This is a genomic window from Pseudomonas sp. S2_C03 (assembly GCF_054668405.1).
The window spans coordinates 2,254,177-2,276,774 of the sequence record NZ_CP162766.1 but is presented as its reverse complement, the minus strand read 5'-3'; the positions used below and the strand labels follow the sequence as shown (position 1 = coordinate 2,276,774).

17 protein-coding genes are annotated in these 22,598 nt (G+C 60.8%); 8 read left to right on the top strand and 9 right to left on the bottom strand.

The window, feature by feature from the left end; genetic code table 11:
- Positions 1–158 precede the first annotated feature (158 nt).
- Positions 159–1,229 carry a GlxA family transcriptional regulator gene (locus tag AB4N64_RS10350; protein ID WP_460125069.1) on the top strand — a complete coding sequence of 357 codons (1,071 nt, stop codon included), beginning with the start codon at positions 159–161 and terminating at the stop codon, positions 1,227–1,229.
- Here the strand turns inward: AB4N64_RS10350 and AB4N64_RS10345 are convergent.
- The 3 genes from AB4N64_RS10345 to AB4N64_RS10335 all read right to left on the bottom strand — a co-directional run bounded on the left by AB4N64_RS10345 (position 1,226) and on the right by AB4N64_RS10335 (position 5,703).
- On the bottom strand, positions 1,226–1,999 hold the full coding sequence (locus tag AB4N64_RS10345) for an NAD(P)-binding domain-containing protein (protein WP_460125066.1): 774 nt from the start codon (positions 1,997–1,999) through the stop codon (positions 1,226–1,228). The two genes, AB4N64_RS10350 and AB4N64_RS10345, sit on opposite strands and share 4 nt — an antisense overlap.
- A gap of 9 nt (positions 2,000–2,008) precedes the next feature.
- Positions 2,009–3,328, bottom strand: coding sequence for an NAD(P)/FAD-dependent oxidoreductase (locus AB4N64_RS10340; protein ID WP_460125064.1), 1,320 nt, complete (start codon positions 3,326–3,328; stop codon positions 2,009–2,011).
- Between the two features lie 245 nt (positions 3,329–3,573).
- Positions 3,574–5,703 carry a TonB-dependent siderophore receptor gene (locus AB4N64_RS10335; RefSeq protein WP_460125062.1) on the bottom strand — a complete coding sequence of 710 codons (2,130 nt, stop codon included), beginning with the start codon at positions 5,701–5,703 and terminating at the stop codon, positions 3,574–3,576.
- Positions 5,704–5,883: 180 nt separating this feature from the next.
- On the opposite strand from AB4N64_RS10335, the gene AB4N64_RS10330 reads away from it, so the two are divergent.
- A complete protein-coding gene (locus tag AB4N64_RS10330) occupies positions 5,884–6,381 on the top strand; it encodes a hypothetical protein (RefSeq protein WP_460125060.1) in 498 nt (165 codons plus the stop codon).
- Positions 6,382–6,440: 59 nt separating this feature from the next.
- Here AB4N64_RS10330 and dapA read toward each other — a convergent pair whose 3' ends face one another.
- The 4 genes from dapA to AB4N64_RS10310 form a co-directional block, all read right to left on the bottom strand.
- Positions 6,441–7,307, bottom strand: coding sequence for a 4-hydroxy-tetrahydrodipicolinate synthase (gene dapA, locus AB4N64_RS10325; RefSeq protein WP_460125057.1), 867 nt, complete (start codon positions 7,305–7,307; stop codon positions 6,441–6,443).
- Positions 7,308–7,778: 471 nt separating this feature from the next.
- A complete protein-coding gene (locus AB4N64_RS10320; protein ID WP_460125055.1) occupies positions 7,779–9,065 on the bottom strand; it encodes a carbohydrate porin in 1,287 nt (428 codons plus the stop codon).
- Between the two features lie 84 nt (positions 9,066–9,149).
- Complete coding sequence (locus AB4N64_RS10315) at positions 9,150–11,558, bottom strand: glucose/quinate/shikimate family membrane-bound PQQ-dependent dehydrogenase (protein ID WP_460125052.1); 2,409 nt, start codon at positions 11,556–11,558, stop codon at positions 9,150–9,152.
- A 67-nt stretch (positions 11,559–11,625) separates the two neighbouring features.
- The gene (locus tag AB4N64_RS10310) at positions 11,626–12,561 is read right to left on the bottom strand and encodes a LysR family transcriptional regulator (protein WP_460125049.1); all 936 of its coding nucleotides are present in this window, start codon (positions 12,559–12,561) and stop codon (positions 11,626–11,628) included.
- A 134-nt stretch (positions 12,562–12,695) separates the two neighbouring features.
- Between AB4N64_RS10310 and AB4N64_RS10305 the strand changes: the two genes are divergently transcribed.
- From AB4N64_RS10305 to AB4N64_RS10280, 6 genes are all read left to right on the top strand, one after another.
- Positions 12,696–14,009 carry an MFS transporter gene (locus tag AB4N64_RS10305; RefSeq protein ID WP_460125046.1) on the top strand — a complete coding sequence of 438 codons (1,314 nt, stop codon included), beginning with the start codon at positions 12,696–12,698 and terminating at the stop codon, positions 14,007–14,009.
- Positions 14,010–14,066: 57 nt separating this feature from the next.
- Complete coding sequence (locus tag AB4N64_RS10300) at positions 14,067–15,590, top strand: M81 family metallopeptidase (protein WP_460125044.1); 1,524 nt, start codon at positions 14,067–14,069, stop codon at positions 15,588–15,590.
- A 51-nt stretch (positions 15,591–15,641) separates the two neighbouring features.
- Positions 15,642–16,529 (top strand): LysR family transcriptional regulator, encoded by an 888-nt coding sequence (locus AB4N64_RS10295; protein WP_460125041.1) that lies wholly within the window; start codon positions 15,642–15,644, stop codon positions 16,527–16,529.
- A gap of 94 nt (positions 16,530–16,623) precedes the next feature.
- Positions 16,624–17,403 (top strand): aldolase, encoded by a 780-nt coding sequence (locus AB4N64_RS10290; protein WP_460125038.1) that lies wholly within the window; start codon positions 16,624–16,626, stop codon positions 17,401–17,403.
- Positions 17,404–17,516: 113 nt separating this feature from the next.
- The gene (locus AB4N64_RS10285; RefSeq protein ID WP_460125036.1) at positions 17,517–18,860 is read left to right on the top strand and encodes an MFS transporter; all 1,344 of its coding nucleotides are present in this window, start codon (positions 17,517–17,519) and stop codon (positions 18,858–18,860) included.
- 284 nt (positions 18,861–19,144) lie between these two features.
- The gene (locus AB4N64_RS10280) at positions 19,145–19,885 is read left to right on the top strand and encodes a creatininase family protein (protein WP_460126697.1); all 741 of its coding nucleotides are present in this window, start codon (positions 19,145–19,147) and stop codon (positions 19,883–19,885) included.
- 15 nt (positions 19,886–19,900) lie between these two features.
- Here AB4N64_RS10280 and AB4N64_RS10275 read toward each other — a convergent pair whose 3' ends face one another.
- Both AB4N64_RS10275 and xylG read right to left on the bottom strand, forming a co-directional pair.
- Positions 19,901–21,037 carry a sugar ABC transporter permease gene (locus AB4N64_RS10275; protein WP_460125033.1) on the bottom strand — a complete coding sequence of 379 codons (1,137 nt, stop codon included), beginning with the start codon at positions 21,035–21,037 and terminating at the stop codon, positions 19,901–19,903.
- Positions 21,038–22,594 (bottom strand): D-xylose ABC transporter ATP-binding protein, encoded by a 1,557-nt coding sequence (gene xylG, locus AB4N64_RS10270; protein ID WP_460125030.1) that lies wholly within the window; start codon positions 22,592–22,594, stop codon positions 21,038–21,040.
- Between the last annotated feature and the right edge of the window lie 4 nt (positions 22,595–22,598).

Genomic DNA, 22,598 nt, shown 5'->3' with positions numbered 1-22,598 from the left:
TATTGTTGGGTTTGCCGGGCATGATGCGCAGTGGCTCCCGGTGCTCGCTATTACGGCCATGACAATTGATAGGACGCCGGGGCCTGTCAACAACGGGCTTGTCCTGGATATACGATATAGCTGTCTTTATATGATAGGCCGGACGCCCGGCCAGGCTTATGATGAAGCCGTGCCGGATGCCCCGGCCTGCCTGGAGAACGACCTTGAACGCACTGCCCGCAGAGGTAAAGCCGGACCTTCGAGTCGGATTTGTGCTGATGAACCAGTTCACCCTGGTACCGGTGGCGGGCCTGGTCGACTCCTTGCGGTTTGCCGCCGACAAGTCGTTCCGCAGTCAGCAGGTGTACTGCCAGTGGGACTGGATGACCTGCAACGACCAGTCGATCACCGCCAGTTGCGGCATGCCGATTTCACCCACGCGCCCCTTGAACCTGTGGGCGCAGTACGACTACATCGTGATCGCCGGCGGCCTGCTGGGCGAGACGCGCAACCCGCCGGAGTGGCTGATCGATGCGCTGCGCGATGTGCATGCGGCGAATATCCCGATCATCGCCCTGTGCTCGGCGTCCTTCGTGCTGGGCAAGGCCGGGTTGCTCGACGGCCGGCGTTGCGCGGTGCATTTCACCATCCGCGAAGAATTCGAAGAGCTGTTTCCCAACGCCACCGCCGTGATCGACAAAAGCTACGTCGACGACCGCGGCATCATCACCTGCCCGGGTGGCACGGCCATCGACCTGGCCGCCAGCCTGATCCGCCGACACTGCGGGGAAGTGCGCGCGCAGAAAGGCCTGGAATACCTGTTGGTGGAAGAACGGGCGGATGAAGAGGAGCAGGCGGGCAAGGTCTACCAGAACGATCGGGTGGAGCGGGCGATTGCCTTCATGCGCGATAACCTGGATGTGTCGCTGTCCCTCAAGGCAGTGGCCGACGCAGTGGGCACCCACCCACGGCAGTTGCATCGGGAATTCGTCGCCAATACCCAGGAACCGCCGGCCAACTATTGGCGCAAGTTGCGTCTGGACCACGCCCGGCGACTGCTGGTGAACACAAGCCAGAACATCACGACCATCGCCCTGGCCAGCGGCTTTTCCGATGCGTCGCACTTTATCCTGTGGTTCCGCAAGCAGTATGGCGAGACTCCGTACAGCTTCCGCAAGCGTCGTCATGAAGTGGAACGCTTCAACGGCGAGCGCCTGGTCGAGCGGGTCGGGATGGACCCGGAACTCTAACGGGAGGCGCGGCTAAGCAGGGCGTCGAACACCACTTCACAGGCGGCGGCCCACGTGGCACTGCCCGGCTGGTGATGCAGCACGTCCAGCCCGGCTGCCGTGAAAGTCCCCGGTGTGGCAATGGCTTCGCCCATGGCCTTGAGAGTCTGATCGGGGTTGGCGCGGGCGCTGGCGAGGCAATCCTGCAAATTGCCCAGCACCAGCGTGCGAGCCTGGTCCGCCGGCAAACCCTTGTCCACCAGCCAGTGTTGCAGGTCATGCAGCAGGAAGTAGAACCAGCCATTCATGCACGCGGCCACGGTGGCCAGCTCAAAAGCTGCTTCGTCATCCGTCACCACCAGTGAGCCCAGCGGGTCGAGCAGGACCTGGACCGTGGGGTCCGGTGGATAGACGACCACCGTGGCCTGGTTGAATTGTGCGGCGCAGGACAGCATGACTCGAATGCAATGCGTCTCGCCAAAGGTGGCCTGCAGCGTGGACAAGTGCAGGCCGGCGACCAGCGATAGGACGCGCTGACCAGGCTTGAGGCGGATTTCTGCTGCCAGTTGCGCCACCGCGTCGGGGCGCACGCCGAGCAGCAATATATCGGCGTTATCGACCACCGCCTGGTTGTTCGGCATCACTTCACAGGCAAGCTGCGCCGAAAGTACCTGGGCGCGTTCGGCATTGCGCGGTGACAGCCTGATCGGCCCTTCGAAACCACTGCGGCGCAGGCCGCGAACGATGGTTTCGGTCAACGCGCCAACGCCAAGTATGCCCAGACTGTGCATGTTGCCTCCTCAGGCTTCGCGGCCAGCACGGCGCTGGCCCAGGTTAAGGTTCAGGTTGACCCCGATGCTCAAAAGCGGTTCCGGCGGATTGCGGTTGGGGCCGGGCGAGGAGAGCAGGAAGTCGCTCAGTTCATCACGTTCCCCCGCCAGCCAGTTGGCCAGCAACGTGCCGGTTGCCGTGCCGCGAGTGATCCCCAGGCCGTTGCAGCACAGCGCCGCATGGACGCGTGGCGCGAGGCTGCCGAAGTACGAAAGGTGGTTGCGCGACAGGCACATCGAGCCGCCCCAGGTGTAGTCGAACGCCATGTCCGGGAGCATCGGGAAGCGGCGCTCGAACGAGATGCGGTGGTGGCGTGCGGCGCGATCGAGAAATTTCTGCTGGGCCTGGCCATTGGCGTTGAAGCTGAAACTGTTGCGCACCAGCAGGCGCTGATCCGGCGTGCGCCGCAAGGTGGTGCCGAATGGGTCGGCGGGGATGATGCCCCAGGTCGCTTTGCCACCCAGGCGTTGTTGCTCCGCTTCGGTCAATGGCCGGGTCATGCTGGCGTAGGTAAAGATCGGCAGCAGGCGCCCCGGCAGGAAACCGAAATGCGAGGCGAAGGCGTTGTTGCACAGCAGCAACTCGTCGGCAACGATCTGACCACCGGCATGATGCAGGGTGATTTTTTCGCCCTGTTCCAGACGGGTGATGACGGTGTGCTCATACAGGCTGACGTTGGCCGGCAGGCTGTCGGCCAGGCCACGCGCCAGGGCGGCTGGTTGCAGCAGCAGGGTGCCCGGGGTATAGAGCGCCTGGCGATAGAACGAAGTGCCGAGATGGTCGGGCACGTCACGAGCATCAATCATTTCATAGGGCTGGTCGAGCTTGTCCAGGCCGCTGCGGTAGGCCGCCAGCACCGCCAGGCCCTTGTCCTCGACGGCAGCCTGGTATTTGCCATCCGGGCGGATCTGGCAGTCGATGCTGTGCTCGGCCACCAGCGCGCGAATCTGCGCCTGGGCGAAGTGGTTGAGCTTGAGGTTCATTCGCGCCGTGGTCAGGTCGCCAATGTAATCCGGGGCGCCGATGTCATGGGGCAGGTCGATGGCAAAACCCGAATTGCGCCCCGACGCGCCGAAGCCGACTTGCTGGCCTTCGATCAGGACGATTTCGTCATGGGGAAACGTCAACGCCAACTGACGCGCAGCGGCCAGACCGGTGAACCCCGCGCCCAGCACCGCCCAGCGTGCCTGGGTACGGCCGCTGTGGGCCGGACGCGGTGTGCGCGGTGGGCTCAGGTGGAACCAGCCACAACCATTGTCGTCTGCCGGGGTGGAGGTGTTTCTGTACATGCTGCCGGTTCCTTGTTTTTTAGCACTATCGCACCGGCGAGGAGATGGGCTCTATAACGATCGGGACAACTCATGGGAGGTTTTGACACGCGGATTTTCCAGCGCAGCTTTGACCGCGCTCCGTGAATCCCTGTAGGAGCCAGTTTACTCGCGATGGTCGTTAACGATGATGCGGGACACCTGTTGCTCCGCGGTGTCTGGGCTTGCATCGCGAGCGAGCTCGCTCCTACAGGGGCGGCGGGGTTTTAGAAGGTGTAGGCGACGCCCATTTGTACTGTGCGCGGGGCGCCTGGGTAGGCATAGGTGTTGAACGCGCCTTCGTCATACCCTTTGTTGAAGACATTCTTCACATCCAGGTTCAACCGCACGTGCTCGTTGACCTTGTAGAAACTCAGCAAGTCCACCACGCTGTAGCGGTCCATGCTGTAGGTGGTCGCTTCGGTCTGGCCGTTGCGGTCATCCACGTATTTAACGCCGGCGCCCAAGCCCAATCCCTTGGCGAAGCCATCCTGGAACTCGTAGGTGTTGAGCAGGCTGAAGCTGTTGCGCGGAATGTTGGCCAGGCGCGTGCCGTTGGGCAGGCGATTGTCCTCGATCACTTCGGCATCGACGTACGCGTAGCCACCGATCACTCGCCACTCTGGGGTAATGTTGCCGGCAACGTTGATGTCCAGCCCACGGCTGCGCACTTTGCCCGCCGCCACGCTGTAGTTGGTGTTCACCGGGTCAAGGGTGAGCACGTTTTCCTTGACGATGTGGTACACCGCCGCATCGACGCTCAGTTGGCGATCCAGCGCTTCCCATTTCACACCCAGCTCATAGGACTTGCCTTTCTCCGGATCGAAGCCACCGCCGGCGAACGGAGTGCCGCTGTTCGGTTTGAACGAGCGCGCGGTGTTGGCGTAGACGGCGACGGTATCGGTCAGGTCATACAGCAAGCCAAAGCGCGGTGTGGCCGCATTCTGGCCCTTGGTGAAGTCCCGGGAGTTGACCAGCTTGTCATCGTAGTCATGCTCGAAGCGCTCCAGACGCACACCGGCCAGGGCCTTCAGGCGCTCGGTCAGCGCAACCTGGTCTTGGATGAAGAACGCCCAGGTCTTGAGGTTTTCCTTGTCCCAGGTGGTGGTGCGGGTGAGGGCAGGGCGGGGCTGTCCAAGGACCGGGTTGTAGATATCGATTGGATAGGTGCCGTTGGCCGCCGACGAGCGCCGGATGATCGAGTTGTAGTCGTAGTTCTCGTACTCGATGCCGGTCAGCAGCGTATGGGCGAAACCTGCCGTGTCGAAGTGGCCGGTGAGATTCAGTTGGAAGTCGCGGTCGGTCCACTCCAGCTTCCGGTAGTTGAAGTTGCGCTGCAACGTGCGGCCATCGGTCGGCGCGCCATTGGCTTCGACCGCATTGCCTTCAAGCGAGCCATCGAGAAACTGGAAGCCACCGCCTAGGGTCCAGTCGTCATTGAGCATGTGCTCGAAACGCACTTGGGCCATGTTGTTGTCATTGTGCAGCAGGTTGTCGCTGCCTTTTTCCCAGATGTAGGTATCGCGCGAGGCGCTGCCGGATTGCGTGGGGTAGCGTGTCAATCCACGGTCGAGCGGGTGGTTGTTGCGCATGAAGTCACCCTCGAAGATGATCTTCGTGGTGTCGTTGACCTGCCAGCTCACCACCGGCGCAACGTCATACCGCTCACTTTCGACATCATCACGGAAACTGTCACCCCCTTCGCCCAGCAGGTTCAGGCGATAGGCCAGGCTGCCGTCCTGATTGAGCGGCCCGGTGGCATCGAGCGTGGCACGGTGCATACCCTGGTCATCGAACTGGCTGCCCAACGTCACTTTCGATTCTGGCAACGGCTGCTTGCTGACTACGTTGAACGTGCCACCCGGATCGCCACGGCCATACAGGCTGGTGGCCGGACCACGCAGCACTTCAAGACGCTCGATGGTGTTGGCGTCCGGGGCATTCGGGTAGCCACGGTTGATGGGGAAACCGTTGCGGTAGAACTCACCGGTGGTGAAGCCGCGCACGGTGAACGTGGTCAAACCCTGGCCGCCGAAGTTATTGGCGCGTCCTACGCCACCGGCGTAATCCAGCGCGTCCTGCAGGCGCGTGGCGCTGGTGTCCTCGATGACATCGCGAGGCACCACGCTGACCGATTGCGGCGTTTCATGCAGGGCGGTATCGGTGCGGGTGGCGCTGGCCGAGCGGGTGGCCTTGTAACCTTCGACCGGGCCGTCGGCACGTTCGACATTCAGCGCATCGGCATTGATGCTGAGGGCTTCGAGTTCAATACTGACGGGTTCTTGAGCGGGTTGCTCAGCCCAGGACAACGAGGGGACAGCTTGTAGCAGACAAAGGGAAACGAGGGTGCGGCGCATTGGTAGGGAAATCCTTGCGGGGGCAGGGTAAAGAAAGCGCGCGGATATTATCTGCGAATAGTTCCTATTAGCAATGTAATTTTGGGATGATGGTATGCCGAACCAAAACCGTGATTTTCCCTCCTGTTAATTCAAGGCTGGCCGATAAGTAACAACGTCTACGGCTGATTTACTTGTGGTGTGAAGTTGAAAAAATCCATCCTGATCTGCTGCATCGCTTGGCTGGCGGGCTGCGTCGGTCACTACCAGCAACCGGCGTCGAGCGCTCCCCATGCCACCCTCGAGGCCAAATGGGGCACGAACAATTTGATGAATGGTGGTAGCCAGGCGTACTGGGCGTATCACGATAGGCGCTGCCAGGACACGACCGAGACCGGCGTGCTGGGCGCACTCTCGCCGACGGAGCCTGCGAAGAATCGATTTCTGATCAAGGCGGATCAGCGCATTTACCTGACGGCGGCCAGCATGGGCGTCATCGAGCGCAAGAGCAGCGGCGACGCACTGATTCACCGCAGTTGCATGAACGCCAGCAGCTTTGTGCCCGAGGTGGGGGTGACGTACCAGGCCACACATTCGGCGACGGAGTCGGCATGTTCGTTGGCGGTCGTCGACGCGCGTACCGGTCAAGCACCGACCTCGCTGGTGGTCGAGACCATCTCGAAAGAGTGTGGTTTTTGACGGGAGCCTTCGCCGTCACCTCGCAATAAAGGTGGCCACGACGGCCACCTTTGCGCTGACTAAGCATCCAGTTCCAAAAGCACCGCTTGCAAGCGCCTGATCGTCCCCTCCGTGCACGCTTGCATGGGCTCCCGAAGCTCATTGGCAATCAGGCCCTGAAGGCTCAGCGCAGCTTTCACCACCGCAGGATTGGCTTCGACAAACGCCATCTGAATCCACGGCAGCAGCCGGTAGAGCGTCGCCCGTGCACCGGCCACATCGGCTTGATCCATTTCATTCATCAACTGGACGTAGAGATCGGCCCGCACATGCGCGGAGGCGGATATTGCACCCGCGCCGCCCAGCGCCAGATTCGAAAAGATCTGCACGTCTTCGCCCGTCAGCACCTCGGCCAGGCCATCGTTGATGAGCGCCAGGGTGGTTTCGAGGTCCCCGCCGCAATCCTTCACCGCCGCGATATTGGGGTGACCCACAATTCTTCTTAGGGTTTCCCGCTCTATCCGTACGCCGGTCCGGTAGGGAATGTCATACACCACCACCGGCACCGACGATGCGTCAGCCACTGTCTGGAAAAACGATTCAAGGCCTTGTTGTGAAGGGCGGATGTAGCAGGGTGCCGGAACAAGGACGCCGGCAATGTCACGTGCCTGGATCTTTTGCTGGAACGCCAGGAGTTCGTGCAGGTTGTAACCTGACAGCCCCATGATCACCTGATGTGGCTGCGCGACTTGCAGCACGGCATCCAGCACCGCCAGTTGTTCGTCCTTGCTCATGGCAGCCGCTTCGCCGGTGGTGCCACACACCACCAGGCCGCGCACACCGTCCGCCAACAGCTTCGTCACCAAGCCAGCAAGGGCGTCGAAATCAACGTGCCCAGCACGAAAAGGTGTGACCAGTGCAACCCAGATACCGCGAAAATTAGACATGCATGACTCCTAAGGCAGACCGATTAGTCGACGTCAGAGGAGGAGAGGGGAATCAAGCAGGGGGAGGAAACCTGGCGCTATCTGTCCTGTCAGCTCATCTGACGGGACAGCGCCCCGGTCAAATGAGCGACTGTTTCTTCGATTTCTTGGCAACGGACACACATGCGCAGCCCTGGGCAAAAAGGCCCTGGGTCGTCAGCATGCGGTGAGCGTTGAGAATCATGAATGATCCGTTGCCAAGTTAGGTGAAGCCGGATAATGCGCAGGGTGGCGCGCGCAAGTCAACCACCTATCTTGGCCGTCAACGATAATGCGGACTGCCTGGAACCCTGCGGTGTCTGTGCCGCCATCGCGAGCAAGCTCGCTCCTACAGGTTTTGTGCCGATCGCAAATCTTGCGGCTTGACCGGGCCACTGTGGGAGCGGGCTTGCCCCCGATGGACGAATGCCCCGCACTGCCCGGTTTGCGTCGTCAGAGCGCCGCTTTCACCTGCAACCCCACCACCAAGGCGTTGTCGATGTCCTGTCCGGAAAACGCCCCCGGCTCGATGATGTATTGCAGGTTCGGCCGCAGGGTCAGCCAGGGGGTGGCCTGGTAGCCGTAGCCAAGTTCGATCAGTTGTTCGGCGCTGTCCAGGTTCGACAGCGGTGTGCCGTTGGCCAGCGCAGCGTCCTGTTGCACATCGCGGCTGCGTGGGTTGAGCACGGCGCGGCCGTAACCCAGGGCAACGGTGTCACGCGGGCGGCCTTCGAACGGCTTGTACAGCACCACTCCCGTGCCATACCACTTGCTGAAGGGTGACGCCGCTTCACTCGCTGCCGAGTATTGGCCGAAGGCATGCAGGCTGCGGCCCTGGTCGGTGGACGAGCGCCACACGGCCTGGTCGATCAACAGGTAATGGCCGCCACGACCGGACACTTCCTCGTCGCTGCCGATGCGTTTCACATCGGAGCTGTCGTAGTAGTAGCCGACCTTGTATTCGCCGGGCAGGGGGCCTGCGTGTTTGTAAACCAGCTCGATAGGCACCACGGTGCCCGTGGTGTGTTTCGGGCCCAGGTGCCAGGCGCGGCTGGAGTTGCCGTTGCTCGACGGGTCGACGTTGAAGGCGGCCACGCGCAGTTGCCAGGCCGACGACAGGTCGTATTTCACCCGTGCGCCGAGGTGAGCGTTGGGGTAGTTGGTCCAGCCGCTGCCGCCGGACATGTTCAGCGGGTGGCCACAGAAACCTGCGTTCATGAAGTTGCAGAGGATGCCGCTGTCGAGACCGCCCAGGTCGTTGCCCATGGCCATGTAGCCGAGTTTGACGTTGAGCCTGGGGGTGAACAGCGTGCGCTCGTAGCTCAATTCGGTCAGGCGAGTGTAGAGGCCGCCGTAGTTTTCCTGGATCGGCAGGCGGTTGCCCACCAGGTCTTCGGAGGCGCTGTTGCCGCGACGGTCGTTGATGGTCAGTTGGACTTTGCCGGCATTGTCGACGCCATACAGCTTGCTCAAGTCGAACTGCGCGCCGAGCTTGATGTTCTGCGAATAGCGCGCCGAGCGGTGCAGGCCGCCGTCCACGTTGTAGGCGGTTTCGCCGCTGTAATCGCCGGTGAATTTGACGCCGTCTTCATCCAGTTGGTGGCGCAGATCACCCCAGTCGCCGGTCAGGGTGTTGCGGGTGAACAGGTCGGATTCGGCGAAGGCGGGCAGGGCTGTGCTGCAGGTGAGACCGAACAGCACCCCGGTGACGACGCCGGGGTGGGAAAAACGAACTGGCATGTGAAACTTCCTGCTGAAAGCTAGTACGGAAAATGACGCGGCACCCGAAGGTGCCGCGCACTGTTGCAATGAAGGGAGCCGCGGTCACGGCAGGGCGTAGGCCATCACGTAGTCGCCGCGATCGGTCGACTGACGCGCACCACCGGCAGTGATGACCACGTATTGCTTGCCGGTTTTTGGCGACACGTAGGTCATCGGGCCACCCTGGCTGCCCACCGGCAGGCGGGCTTTCCAGACTTCTTCACCGTTGCCGCTGTTGAACGCACGCAGGTAGAAGTCCTGGGTGCCGGCGATGAAGATCAGGCCGCCCTGGGTCGACAGTGTGCCGCCGAGGGTCGGCAGGCCGATCTTGATTGGCAGGTGCATGCGGATGCCCAAGGGACCGGTGTCTTCAACGGTGCCGACCGGCACTTGCCAGGCGATTTTCCGGGTCTTCATGTCGATCGCGGTCAGCGTTCCGAACGGCGGCGCCTGGCAGGGAATGCCGGCCACCGACAGGAAGCGGTTCTTGTTCACGGCATAAGGCGTGCCTTTGAGCGGAACGGCGCCCATGCCCGTGTTAAGCGCTTCGCCACCAGAGATGGCCTGGCCCTTGTTCTGCGATGCAATCATCTGGATCCACAGGCCCAGGCGCATGTCGTTGACAAAGATGAAACCATGCACCGGGTCGGTGGAGATGCTGCCCCAGTTCATGCCACCCAGGGAACCGGGGAAACTCAGCGATTTGTCGGTGCCCGGTGCGGTGTAGAGGCCGTCATAACGCATCGATTTGAAATCGATCCGGCACAGCAACTGGTCGTACGGCGTCGCGCCCCACATGTCCGACTCGGTCAGGTGCTGGGCACCGATCTGCGGCATGCCCACCGATTTCGGCTGGGTCGGCGAGTACGGCTCATTAGGGATGTTGGACGCCTTGACCGGTACTTCCTTGACCTCTGTCAGCGGCTTGCCGGTGGCACGGTCCAGTACGTAGATCTGTCCGGCCTTGGTGCCGATCACCAGCGCCGGGATGGTTTTGCCGTCCTTGGTGAAATCGATCAGGCTCGGCTGCATCGGCAGGTCGAAGTCCCAGAGGTCGTTGTGGACGGTCTGGTAAACCCACTTTTCTGCGCCGCTGTTGGCGTCCAGCGCCAGGATCGAAGCGCCGTAGGTGTGATCCAGCTTGCTGCGCTCCACGCCGTAAATGTCGGTGGACGAGCTGCCCATTGGCAGGAACACCGTGTTGGTGGTGGCGTCGTAGGACATCGGCGCCCAGCTGTTCGGCGTGCTGCGCACATAGGTGGTGCCCTCGGCGGGCGCGTTGCGATCCTGCGGGTTGCCCGGGTCGAACGCCCAACGCATGGCGCCGGTGATCACGTCAAAACCACGGATCACGCCGCCTGGCATGTCGGTCTGCACGTTGTCGGCCACACGACCGCCAACTACCACCGTGGTGCCCGCCATCAACGGCGCGGAAGACAACTGATAGTAGCTGTCCGGCACATCACCCAGGCCGGCCTTGAGGTCGACCTGGCCGTTGTTGCCAAAGCCCTGGCAGAACTCGCCGGTGTCGGCATCGACGGCGATCAGGCGGGCGTCGATGGTGTTGGTCAATAAACGACGCTGGCAGTTGGCGCCAGATGCAAACGCAACCGGGTCCGCCAGCAACGGCGTTTGCGGCGGGGCGACGGCGGCCGTCGCGTCGAAGTAGGCCATGCCACGGCAGCGCTGCCAGACCTTGGACTGGGCGTTGATCGCGTTCTTCCAGAGTTCCTTGCCCGTGTCGGCATCCAGCGCAATCAGGTTGTTATGCGGGGTGCAGATGAACACCTTGTTGCCGACCTGCAATGGGGTGAGCTGGTCTTCGGCGCCATTGCCGTCACTCTCGGCCACGTCGCCGGTGTGATAGGTCCAGGCGACCTGTAACTTGTCGACGTTGGCGCGATTGATCTGGTCCAGCGCGGCAAAGCGGCTGCCAGCCTCGGTGTTGCCGTAATGCGCCCAGTCTTTTTGCGCCTTTTCAGGCGCTACCGGCGTCAGGCCAGGGCCGGTGCCCGTCGCGGCGACGGTAGGGTGTGCAACGAACATGTTGCCGCCAGCGACGGCGACCGCTACAGCCAGCACGGCGGCAATGCCAAAGGCACCGCGACCTGGCACGCCACCGCTGGCACGCTGCAGCAGCGGATAGACCAACGCCACCACCACGCCCACGACGCTGAACATGAACAGGCGCGAGAACACCGGCCAGAACACCAGGCCGGCATCGATCACCGCCCAGATCGCCGTGCCCACCAGGAACGCTGCGAACAACCAGGCACCAGCGGGTCTGAAGCGAGCGATCAGCAGGCCGGAAACAGCCATTACCAGACCGCCCACCAGGAAGTACCACGACCCTCCCAGGCTGACCAATTTCACGCCGCCAGCAGCCAGCGCCAGGCCGAGGAGGGCGATGACCACGCCCAGCCCGACCAGTATGAATTTTGATAGGCCTGAGAGGCCCTGACTCTGCTTCACGTTGAATGTCCCGTTGGAAAGAGGGACGCAGTATATAGATAGGTAACTACCTAGTTAAATCATAAATTCACGACGAAGGTGGATTAGCGTGAGTTCGCGCAAACAGTGGCATGCGCTCGATGATCCAGCTCAGGCACTCTTCGGCGGCAGGGGATAGCGGGCGCCTGGCTTTAACCAACAGGCGTGCATGGGCGGTCTGGAAAAAATTGTGATTGATGGCGAGAGCAACCAGATCGTCACCGCTAATGCTCAGGGAGTCTGCAAAACCACCCAGCAGAGTCACACCGTTGCCTCGGCTGACGAAGCGGCGCAGGCCTTCCAGCGAATTGGTGACAAGGGTCGGATGCAGTTGCAGGTTTTCCGAGAAGGCGACCCAACGTACTGCCTGGCCCAACCCATATTCTGGAGGCATCAGGGCCAGTGGGTACTCGAGCAACTCCTTGACCTCGACCGCAGTACCCCGCACAGCCAAAGGGTGCCGGGCATGTACTAGCAACTCAACCGGCTGCAATGCACTGCAGCGGTATTCAATTTCAGGGTGTGGCGCAGGGTTGTAGGCGATACCGATGTGGGCACGGTTTTGCGCGACCTCCGTCAGCACTTCGTCGACCGGCAGGATATCCATCAGTATCCTGAGCCCCGGATAAGTCGAACAAAAGTCGGTGAGAACTGATTCCATCAGTCCGTCCACGTAGCCTTGGCTGAGGACGATGCGGATCTCCCCGGTCTGCAAACCCATCAGCGCGTTCAGTTGATCTTCGAGGCGCTCCTGCTCCGACTGGCAGCCTCGCCAAAACTCCAGCAAACACTGAGCAGCCTCCGTTGGCAGTACGCCACGCGCCTGGCGCTCGAACAACTGCGCGCCCACTTCGCTCTCCAGCAACTTGATCTGCCGTGTGATGACCGAGGGAGCGGTATTCAGGTTGTCTGCCGCCCCTCGTATGGAGCCCGTCTTGAGTACTTCGTGGAAGTACCGAATTCGCCGCTGATTGAGCTCGCGCATGTTCAACCTCCGTTGCTCTTAGGGCAACGATAGTACCAACAAGTTGCTCTTGCTGTAGCCAGCGTCCCGTCAGACCATGACCTCACCCAGCAGGCGACGACCGTGCGCCTGGCTTACCCACGAGAGGTCTGGTCATGTTGCTCGATACCAAGAATAAAAATAGTCCGGATGCACTGTCCCGCCTGTATCGCAAGATTAGCTGGCGGCTGCTTCCATTCCTGCTCCTGTGCTACGTCTTTGCGTACCTGGACCGGGTCAATATTGGTTTCGCCAAGCTGCAGATGCAGGCGGACCTGGGGTTCAGCGACAAGGTCTACGGCATCGCCGCCGGCATGTTTTTTGTGGGCTACGTGTTGTTCGAGGTGCCCAGCAACCTGATGCTGCCCAAGGCCGGTGTTCGCCGCACGCTCGGTCGTATCATGGTGCTGTGGGGGCTGACATCCACGAGCATGCTGTTCGTACAAAGCGAAACCACGTTCTACGTCTTGCGCTTCATTCTTGGCGTGTTCGAAGCGGGCTTTGCCCCCGCCATGATCTTTTACATGACCTACTGGTATGCCCAGAAACGCATGGCCAGCGTCATGTCGATCATCTGGTTGGCGGCACCATTGGCCGGTATTTTCGCGGCGCCGGTGTCGACGTGGATCATGGATGCATTTGCCGGCCACAATGGTCTGGCGGGTTGGCAGTGGATGTTCTTGCTTGAAGGGCTGCCCTGCGCTGTGCTCGGCGTCGTGGCCTGGTTCTACCTGACCGATCGTCCCGAACAGGCTCAATGGCTCAGCGCTGAAGAAAAGCGGCTGCTGGCGTCGCAAGTCAATGTCGAGAAGACGCAGCATCATTCGTTCAGGGCCGTCCTGCGTGACCCCAAGATCTACCTGCTCGCCGCAGCCTATTTTTGCCTGCTGAACGGCATTTACACCACCAGCTTCTGGTTGCCGACGCTGCTTCGTGACGCTGGGATCACGGATATCAAGCAAGTGGGCCTCTATTCTTCAGTTCCCTATATCGCGGCAGTAGTCGCCATGCTGATTTTCAGTCGCAGCTCTGATCGGCTTGGTGAGAGACGCCTGCACAGTGCAATCCCCGCACTGATCGCAGCGGTTGCACTGGCTCTGAGTACCCAGATCAGCGGACAGTTGTTCTGGACAATGGTAAGCCTCACCGTGGCGACCTCCATGACCTGGGTGGCCTACACCGTGTTTTGGGCCATGCCCGGTCAATTCCTCAAAGGCGACAGTGCCGCAGGGGGCATCGCCCTGATTAACAGCATTGGGCAAACCGGCGGTTTTTTCAGCCCCATCATCATCGGCTGGGCGAAAACCACCACCGGGAGCACCAACGCCGGCCTGCTGCTTATGTCCTCGTTACTGGTGGTGGGGGCCTTGCTGCTGCTCGCCAGCCGTGCACCCCAGCGCTCGATCGCGAACGCACTGCCCTCACGATAACAACCGATTGAATGGACCCGTCATTTGAACGGGGATCAGATTCAGGAGTTTGCCGACATGAACATTCGAGTACTGATTGCGGGGTTTCAACACGAGACCAATACCTTCGCCCCGTCCAGGGCGACGTACGAGAACTTTGAGAAGGGTGAAGGTTTTCCGATGATGGTGCGGGGTGAGCAGATGCTGGCGCTGCGCGACGTGAACATCCCGGCGGGTGGTTTCATACTGGCTGCGGAGCGCGCCGGATACGAGTTGCTGCCGGTCATCTGGGCAGGCGCGAGTCCCAGTGCACACGTGGAGGAAGAGGCCTATGAACGTATCGTCAAAGAGATAACCGACGCTGCCCGCGAATGGGATTTCGATGCCATCTACCTGGACTTGCACGGTGCAATGGTTGCCGAACACACGGACGATGGGGAGGGCACCTTGCTGGAGCGCCTCAGGGTGATAGTCGGACCGCAGTTACCCATCGTTGTCTCGCTGGATTTGCACACCAACTTCACGCAAAAGATGTTCGAAAATGCCGACGCGTTGGTCGCCTACCGGACGTATCCGCACGTCGATCTGGCGCAGACGGGCGAGCGGGCAGCGCAATTGCTCGAACGTTTGCTCATCCAAGTCACTCCCTATGCTCGCGTGATGAAGCGGGCGCCATTTTTGATCCCCATCAATGGCATGTGCACGTTGCTGGAACCCGCTCGGTCTTTTTACGCGCGCCTCGCGGAACTGGAGACTGGCGCGGTGCAGTCGCTGTCGTTCACCCCGGGGTTTCCGGCAGCTGACTTTCCCGAGTGCGGTCCGGTTATCTGGGGACATGGGAGTGATGCAGAGGCGGTCGCCCAGGCCGTTGATGAGCTTTACGCCACGCTACTTGCCGAGGAAGCGAAGTGGAGGGTGCCACTGCTTGACCCCGATGCCGCTGTCCTGCAAGCCATGCGACTGAGCGCAGGTGCGAGTAGGCCCGTGGTGATTGCCGATACCCAGGACAACCCGGGGGCAGGTGGGGACGCCAACACCACGGGCATGTTGCGCGCACTGATACGCAACGGCGCCCAGCGAGCAGCCATCGGCCTGATATGTGACCCTGAAGCGGCTCGCGCCGCTCATGCCGCAGGTGTGGGTGCATTTATCGAAATCGGATTGGCCGGCTGCGCGCAAATCACCGGGGATGAACCGCTGTTCGGGCGTTACCAGGTCATGTTTCTTTCTGACGGACGATGCAGGTTCGATGGCCCGATGATGCATGGCATGCTCGCCGAACTGGGCCTCGTAGCCTGTCTGAAGATTGACGACGTGCTGGTTGCGGTGAGTTCGAACAAGGCCCAAATGTTTGATCGTAATCTTTATCGCGTGGCAGGCATTGAACCTGAGGCAATGAAGATTCTGGTCAACAAAAGCTCAGTGCATTTTCGTGCTGACTTCGAGCCCATTGCCGAGGCGATCCTGGTCGCCCAATCACCGGGGCCGGCAGTGGCGGACCCTGCTGCATTGAACTGGACGCGACTGGCAGAAGGCATGCGCACCAGCCCGATGGGCCGCCCATTCACCCGTGCCGTCGCCGCGTGCGCTCCGATGCCGTGATACTTTGGGTTCAAGGACCCCAAAAACACCGGCAGCAGGAGTTCACCCCCGATGAATCACGAGCTTGACAGCAAGATCAGGAGTTTTCTGTGTATCTCCATGCATGGTTCCATCTCGAAGGCGTCCGAACACCTGGAAATCTCCCAGCCTAGCCTGAGTCGCCAGTTGGCCTCGCTCGAAGCCTTTGTGGGCCGGCCATTATTCAAGCGTACCGGCCGAGGCTTGATATTGACGGACGCCGGTACGCACCTGGCTGCCAGCGCGGGGCCTGCCTTCATTGCCATCGACTCGGCACTCACCCAGATCAGGGAGCAGTTCGGGGTGACACAAGGCAACCTGCGCCTTGCGACGGTACACACCTTGACCTACTACTTTCTCGGCGCAGTCGTCGCCCGTTTCGTGCACGAAAACGAGGACGTCAACGTCTCGTTCATGGCGCGCAGCTCAACCGAGGTGGTCAAACTCGTGGAGTCGGGCAGGGCGGAACTCGGTTTTGTCTATGACAGCGCGGTTGCATCTGCGGAACTGGTCAGCCAATCACTGTTCATGGAGTCCATGTGCATCGTCATTCGGGCAGAGGAGGTGGCGCCGCAGGGCACTCTCGATCTACACGAAGCCTGCCCCAGGCTGGTGGTATTCCCACAAGGCTATGCGCTGCGAAGAATGCTCGACACCAGCGGTATTACATACACGATTGCCGCTGAAGTCGAAACGGTCGATGCCATGCTGGAGCTTGTTTCGTCGGGTGTCGGCGCGTGCATTCTGCCTTCGTTCATCCCGTCGCGCGTGCTGGAGCAATACCAGCTCAAGCGTGTGCCGGATATCACTCCCGCACTGACGCGCAAGGTGGTGGCGATCTTTAAATCCGATCAGGAACCGAGCGCCGTTACCCGGGAATTTCTGCGACGAGCTGCTCAAACCATCCCCTTCGTGGATTGAATAGCTGATATAGCGCTGGCCCCATCGCGTCGGGCAGCACAGGTTTTTATTCTCGAGTTCAGTGATTGAACGTCTGCATCCGAGGATAAGAAAAATGAGTCAGCCATTGCGTAGCAAAGAATATTTCGACCAGCGAGCCACCGAGGAGATGGCTCTGCACCTCAAAAGCAAAAAGATGACACTCAAGGAGCGGCTTGCCTACGCCGCGCGCATTCTAGCCATGACTGGCCAGGAGGCGGGGCTCGCGGGGCAGCTCAGCGCTCGCTCCGAACGTGAGGATACCTATTGGACATTGCGCTTCGGGCTCGGCTTTGAAGAAGCGACGGCGGACGATTTCATCGAGGTCGACAAGGATCTCAATACCGTATCCGGTGAAGGGATGGCCAACCCCGCCACTCGTTTTCATTTGTGGGTGTATCGCAACCGGCCCGATGTCATGTCGATCATTCACACACACTCACCATGGGCCTCTGCGTTGGCGGCTGCGCGTCAGCCATTGGTCATTTCCCAAATGGACATGACGCCGCTGTTCAATGATTGCGCATTTCTTGGGGAGTGGCCTGGCGTGCCCATTGCCGACCATGAGGGCACACTGATTTCAGAAGCGCTGGGCGCCATGAAATCGATCATTCTGGCTCACCATGGCTATCTCACCGCTGGCGTGACAGTGGAGGAAGCGACGTATCTCTCGGTGTATCTGGAGCGCGCTGCGCGCCTGCAAATACGTGCCCAAGCGTTCGGAAACCTGACGCCCGTAGACCCCGTGCTGGCCCAGGAAGCCCACGATTACTTGCTTAAACCCTCCATCGTGAATGCAACCTTCGAGTACTGGTGCCGCCAGACCCATCGTGCACCCGGCATGCCGCCGATGTAGCCCAGTCAGTCGCTCAGTATCAGGCGTCCTGTCCTCGATGGCAGGACGCCGCACGGGCCTATAAGAAAACCAATTTCCCGAATATTGAAAACTGCCAATAAAGGTGACACCGCATGTCTAAGCAAACAAGAACGGCAGGTTCGAGTCCACAATCGGTTAAACGCCAGACCGTGATCGCGGCGTTGGCAAGCATGATGGGGACGACCATCGAATGGTACGACTACTTTCTGTACGGAACAGCCGCAGCGCTGATTTTCAACAAGATCTTCTTCCCGGATTTTGATCCGGTCACCGGCACGCTGGCAGCCTTCGCCACTTACGCCGTGGGGTTCTTCGCACGCCCTTTCGGTGGCATCGTGTTCGGTCATTTCGGCGATCGTTTCGGGCGCAAATCAATGCTGCTCATCACGTTGTTCATGATGGGCGTGCCGACAATCGTCATCGGCCTGATTCCGTCCTACGATTCAATTGGCTATTGGGCAGCCGTGCTGCTGGTTCTCATGCGTATCCTGCAGGGCATCGCGGTGGGAGGCGAGTGGGGCGGGGCGATCCTGTTGGCGGTGGAGCATGCGCCTGAAGGCAAGAAGGGGTTCTTCGGCAGCCTTCCCCAGACTGGCGTTGCGCCGGGGCTGATCCTGTCTTCGCTGGCCATGGGCGCTGTTTCCCAGCTGCCCGAACAGGACATGCTCAGTTGGGGCTGGCGCATTCCGTTCCTGGCCAGTGCGGTCCTGTTGCTGGTGGGCTGGTACATTCGCGAGCATGTGTCCGAGTCGCCCGATTTTATCGCTGCGAGGCGAGAAGCCCCCAAGGAAATGCCACTGCGCACGGTGTTTCGGGATCACACCCGGGCGTTGCTGGCGGTCGCGGGTGCGCGACTGGCGGAGGTCACCTGGTTCTATACCGTGGCAACGTTTTCGCTGGCCTATGCCACCAAGACGTTGAGCATCCCTCGGGATACGCTGCTCGGCGCAATCGTCTGGGGAGCCGGCGTCGCGATGTTCACCATGCCCATTTGCGGCTGGCTGGGCGACAGGATCGGTAATCGAAGAGTCTTTGCACTCGGCACAGTGGGCGTCATCCTCTTTTCGCCGATCTTTTTCTCCCTGCTGCAAACACAGGATGCATTCTGGGTAGTCTTTGCCATGGTGGTGGCGATCGGTATTGTCTACGCGCTGTTGTATGGACCTGAAGGCGCGTTGTTTTCGGCGCAATTTTCAGCGGACGTCAGGTACACCGGCATTTCGGTGGCGGTGCAGATTTCCGGTGCGGTCGGTGGCGGCTTGGCGCCGATTGTTGCGACCTCCTTGCTCGCCTACGGCAGTGGAAACCCGTTCTATATCAACTGTTACCTCATGGGGCTGGGTGGCATCGCACTGCTGGCGCTGTGTTTCATGAAAGGTGTGGTAGGCGAGGACGTCAGCGCGCAGCGACCAGGCCAACCTGTTCCCGCTCGTTAGACACCGTTGCTCGCTGATACAACACGGGGCGGACTCAAGGAGTGAGTCCGCCCCGTGCGCTTGATGGCAACTCCAGTGCCGTGTGGTGTCATGAGGAGCAGTTTGCCAGTGGTTACACGGTTCTGCTCACCTCCACAAGCGCACAACTGTTGCCTATCGAGCAACAGGTATGGATTTTTGTTGCTCTTGCTCCGATGTCTGGTTGGGCGCACCATTTTCATACAGGCGCAATGAAACGCCGTCCATGGATAGCCTTCCACACAACCTGCGAGGAGAACCGCCGCATGCTTTTGTATATGTCGACATGGTCTGAGATCGGCCAACACCTGGAGCGCAGCCGTACGATAGTGATTCCGATCGGCTCGAACGAGCAGCATGGCCCGACCGGACTGCTGGGTACGGACTGGATGTGCCCGGAAATCATCGCCCGCGAAGCGCAAAACAACGCCGATATATTGATCGCTCCAACCTTCAACATCGGCATGGCGCAGCATCATCTGGGTTTTCCAGGGACAATCTCGTTGCGCCCATCAACGTTTATCGCCGCCATCGGCGATTGGGTGCACTCGCTGGCGGCGCACGGCTTTGAGAAAATCCTGTTTCTCAATGGGCACGGCGGCAATGTGGCCTCCATCGAGGCGGCGTTTTCCGAGCTGTACGCGCAAGCCAGCTTCGCCAAACGGCCAGCCGGTTTCGCTTTGAAGCTGGTGAACTGGTGGGATCTGGCAGGGGTCAATGAGCTGGCTCGTGAGCAATTCCCAACAGGGCATGGCGCCCACGCCACCCCCTCGGAAATCGCGGTTACTCAATGGGCCTATCCGGACTCCATCAAACAGGCTCACTACTCCCCGCAAATTGCCAACTCCGGTCCCATCCGCGAGGCAAGTGATTTCCGTGCGCGCCATCCTGACGGCCGAATGGGCTCGGATCCAGGTCAGGCGAGCCCGGAGAAGGGAAGGGCATTGGTGATGCTGGCTGCTCGCAGTCTCGTGCAGGAAGTCGCGGCCTTCAGTCAGGAACGCTGACGGCCTGCCCGGCTCTCAACGTCGCCCGGTGCGCGTGCTCACGTCCACCCACACGGCCAACACCAGAATGCTGCCCTTGACGATCATCTGCCAATAACTGTCCACGTCGAGCATGGACATGCCGTTGTCCAGGCTGGTGATGACCAGCGCGCCGAGGAGGGCGCCGTAGACGGTTCCGGAGCCGCCGCGCATGGAAGTGCCGCCAATGAAACAGGCAGCAATGGCGTCGAGTTCGCCCATGCTGCCGGCGGAGGGTGAACCGGCGGCCAGGCGCGCGGTGTTGACCACGCCGGCGAGGGCGCACATCACGCCCATGATGCCGAAAATCCACAGCTTCACGGCCTGGACGTTGATACCGGACAGGCGTGTGGCTTCCATATTGCTGCCCACGGCATAGACGCGTCGACCGAACACCGTCTGGCTCGCGACGTAGCTGAACACGCCCAACAGCACCAGCAGGAGCAGCACCGGCACGGGAATGCCGTCGTAGCTGTTGAGCGTCTGGACGAAGCCGGCCAGCACGGCGCCGATCACGGCCACGCGTATGATGTCCCGCGCCAGCGAGTGCGCCGCCAGACCGTGAAGGGCGCGATTGCGCCGTTGTTTCCAGGTCAGGAACACCGTCAACGCGAACAACAGCGCACCCAGGCCGGCTCCAATCGAGTGGGGCAGGTAGCCCTGGCCGATGTACACGAGCTGCGGCGATACCGGCGCGATGGTCGTGCCGCCGGTGATCCCCAGCAAAATGCCTCGGAAAGCCAGCATGCCGCCCAGACCGACGATAAAGGAGGGTATGCGCAGGTAAGCCGCCATGTAGCCATTGGCAAGGCCGATCAACAAGCCGCAAAGGGCGACCAGGCTCAGGTTCGCCAACAGTGGGACGTGGTAAATCACATCGAGAATGGCCGCCAGCCCACCCAGCAGTCCCAGCAATGAGCCGACCGACAAATCGATCTCGCCGCTGATGATCACCAGCACCATGCCGCAAGCGAGGATGCCGGTAATGGACATCTGGCGCAGCAGATTGGAAAGGTTGCGCGGGGTCAGGAATCCGCCGTCGGTCTGCCAGCTGAAAAACAGCCAGATCAACACCACGGCAAACACCAGCGCGAGCATCTTGTAGCGGGTGAACAGTTGTTTAACCTGATTCATTTACGCGGATTTCCGATCATTATTGTTATGGCTGCCAGGCTGGCTGAGTGCGGCGGCGAGCACCTGTTCCTGCGTGAGTTCATGGTTGACGAAGTCGCCCCTTAACTGGCCTTCGCCGATCACCAGCACGCGATCGGATACGCCGAGCACTTCGGCCAGCTCCGACGACACCATGATGATCGACACCCCAGAGGCGGCCAGCGCGCCCATCAACTTGTAGATTTCGTATTTGGCGCCCACATCCACGCCTCGGGTGGGCTCATCGAGAATAAGCACCCGGGGCTGAGTCAGCAGCATCTTCGCCAATACCGCTTTTTGTTGATTGCCTCCCGACAGACTGGTGATCGGCAGGAACGGGCTCGCGGTCTTCAGGTGCAGGCGCGAGATCTCCCGATCGATGCTGCCCAACTCGGCCTCGGCATCGATGCGAGTCAGTTTCGAATAATTGTCCAGCACGGCCAGGGTGATGTTCTGGCCGACACCCAGGTCCGGAATGATGCCCTGGCGCTTGCGGTCCTCAGGTACCAGGCACACACCTGCGCGAATGGAGTTGAGGGGCGTGCGGGTGTCGATGCGTTGACCTTCCAGCCAGACTTCGCCCTCGTGGCGTCCGGGGTAGGCGCCGAACAGCGCGGTCACGAGTTCCGTGCGGCCTGCGCCGACCAGCCCGGCGATGCCCAGGATCTCGCCACGCTTGAGAGCGAAGGAGACATCGTCGACGCGTTTGCGCCTGGGGTTGTCGACGTCGTAGCAGGTGATGTGACGAGCCTCGAAAATCACTTCGCCAACGTCGTGGGGTTCGGTGGGGTAGAGGTTGCTCATTTCCCGCCCGACCATCTGGGTGATGATCTGTGGGATGTCCATGTCGGCCATGGCCGTGGTGGCGATGTGTTTTCCGTCGCGGATCACTGAAATGGTGTCGCAGACGGCGGCCACTTCATCGAGTTTGTGCGAGATATAGACGCAGGCCACCCCCTTGGCCTTGAGGTCGCGGATGATGTCCAGCAGCACCTCGATTTCCGAACGGCTCAAGGCCGACGAGGGTTCGTCGAGGATCAGCAGGCGCGCCTTTTTGTTAAGGGCCTTGGCGATCTCCACCAGTTGCTGATAGCCACCACCGTACTGGGAAACCGGCAGCGATACGTTCATGTCGGGGACTTTCAATTCGCGCATCAGGGCTTCGGCGCGGTGGATCATTGCCGGGTAGTTCATTCGTCCGCCCGGCAGCGTCAGTTCGTGGCCCATGAAGATGTTTTCGGCCACCGACAAATCCGGAACCAGGGTCAGTTCCTGATGAATGATGACGATGCCGGCGGCTTCCGTTTCGCTGATTGACTGCGCGGTGAGCGGTTGCCCGTCCCAGAGGATTTCACCGTCCCAGGTGCCGTGGGGATAGACCGCCGAAAGGATCTTCATCAGCGTGGACTTGCCGGCGCCATTCTCGCCGCACAGTCCCACGCATTCACCCGGCTTGACCTTGAGGTCGATACCGTTGAGCGCTTTGACACCGCCGAAGGTTTTGACGATACCGTTCATTTGCAGCAGATAGTCGGGCATGGAG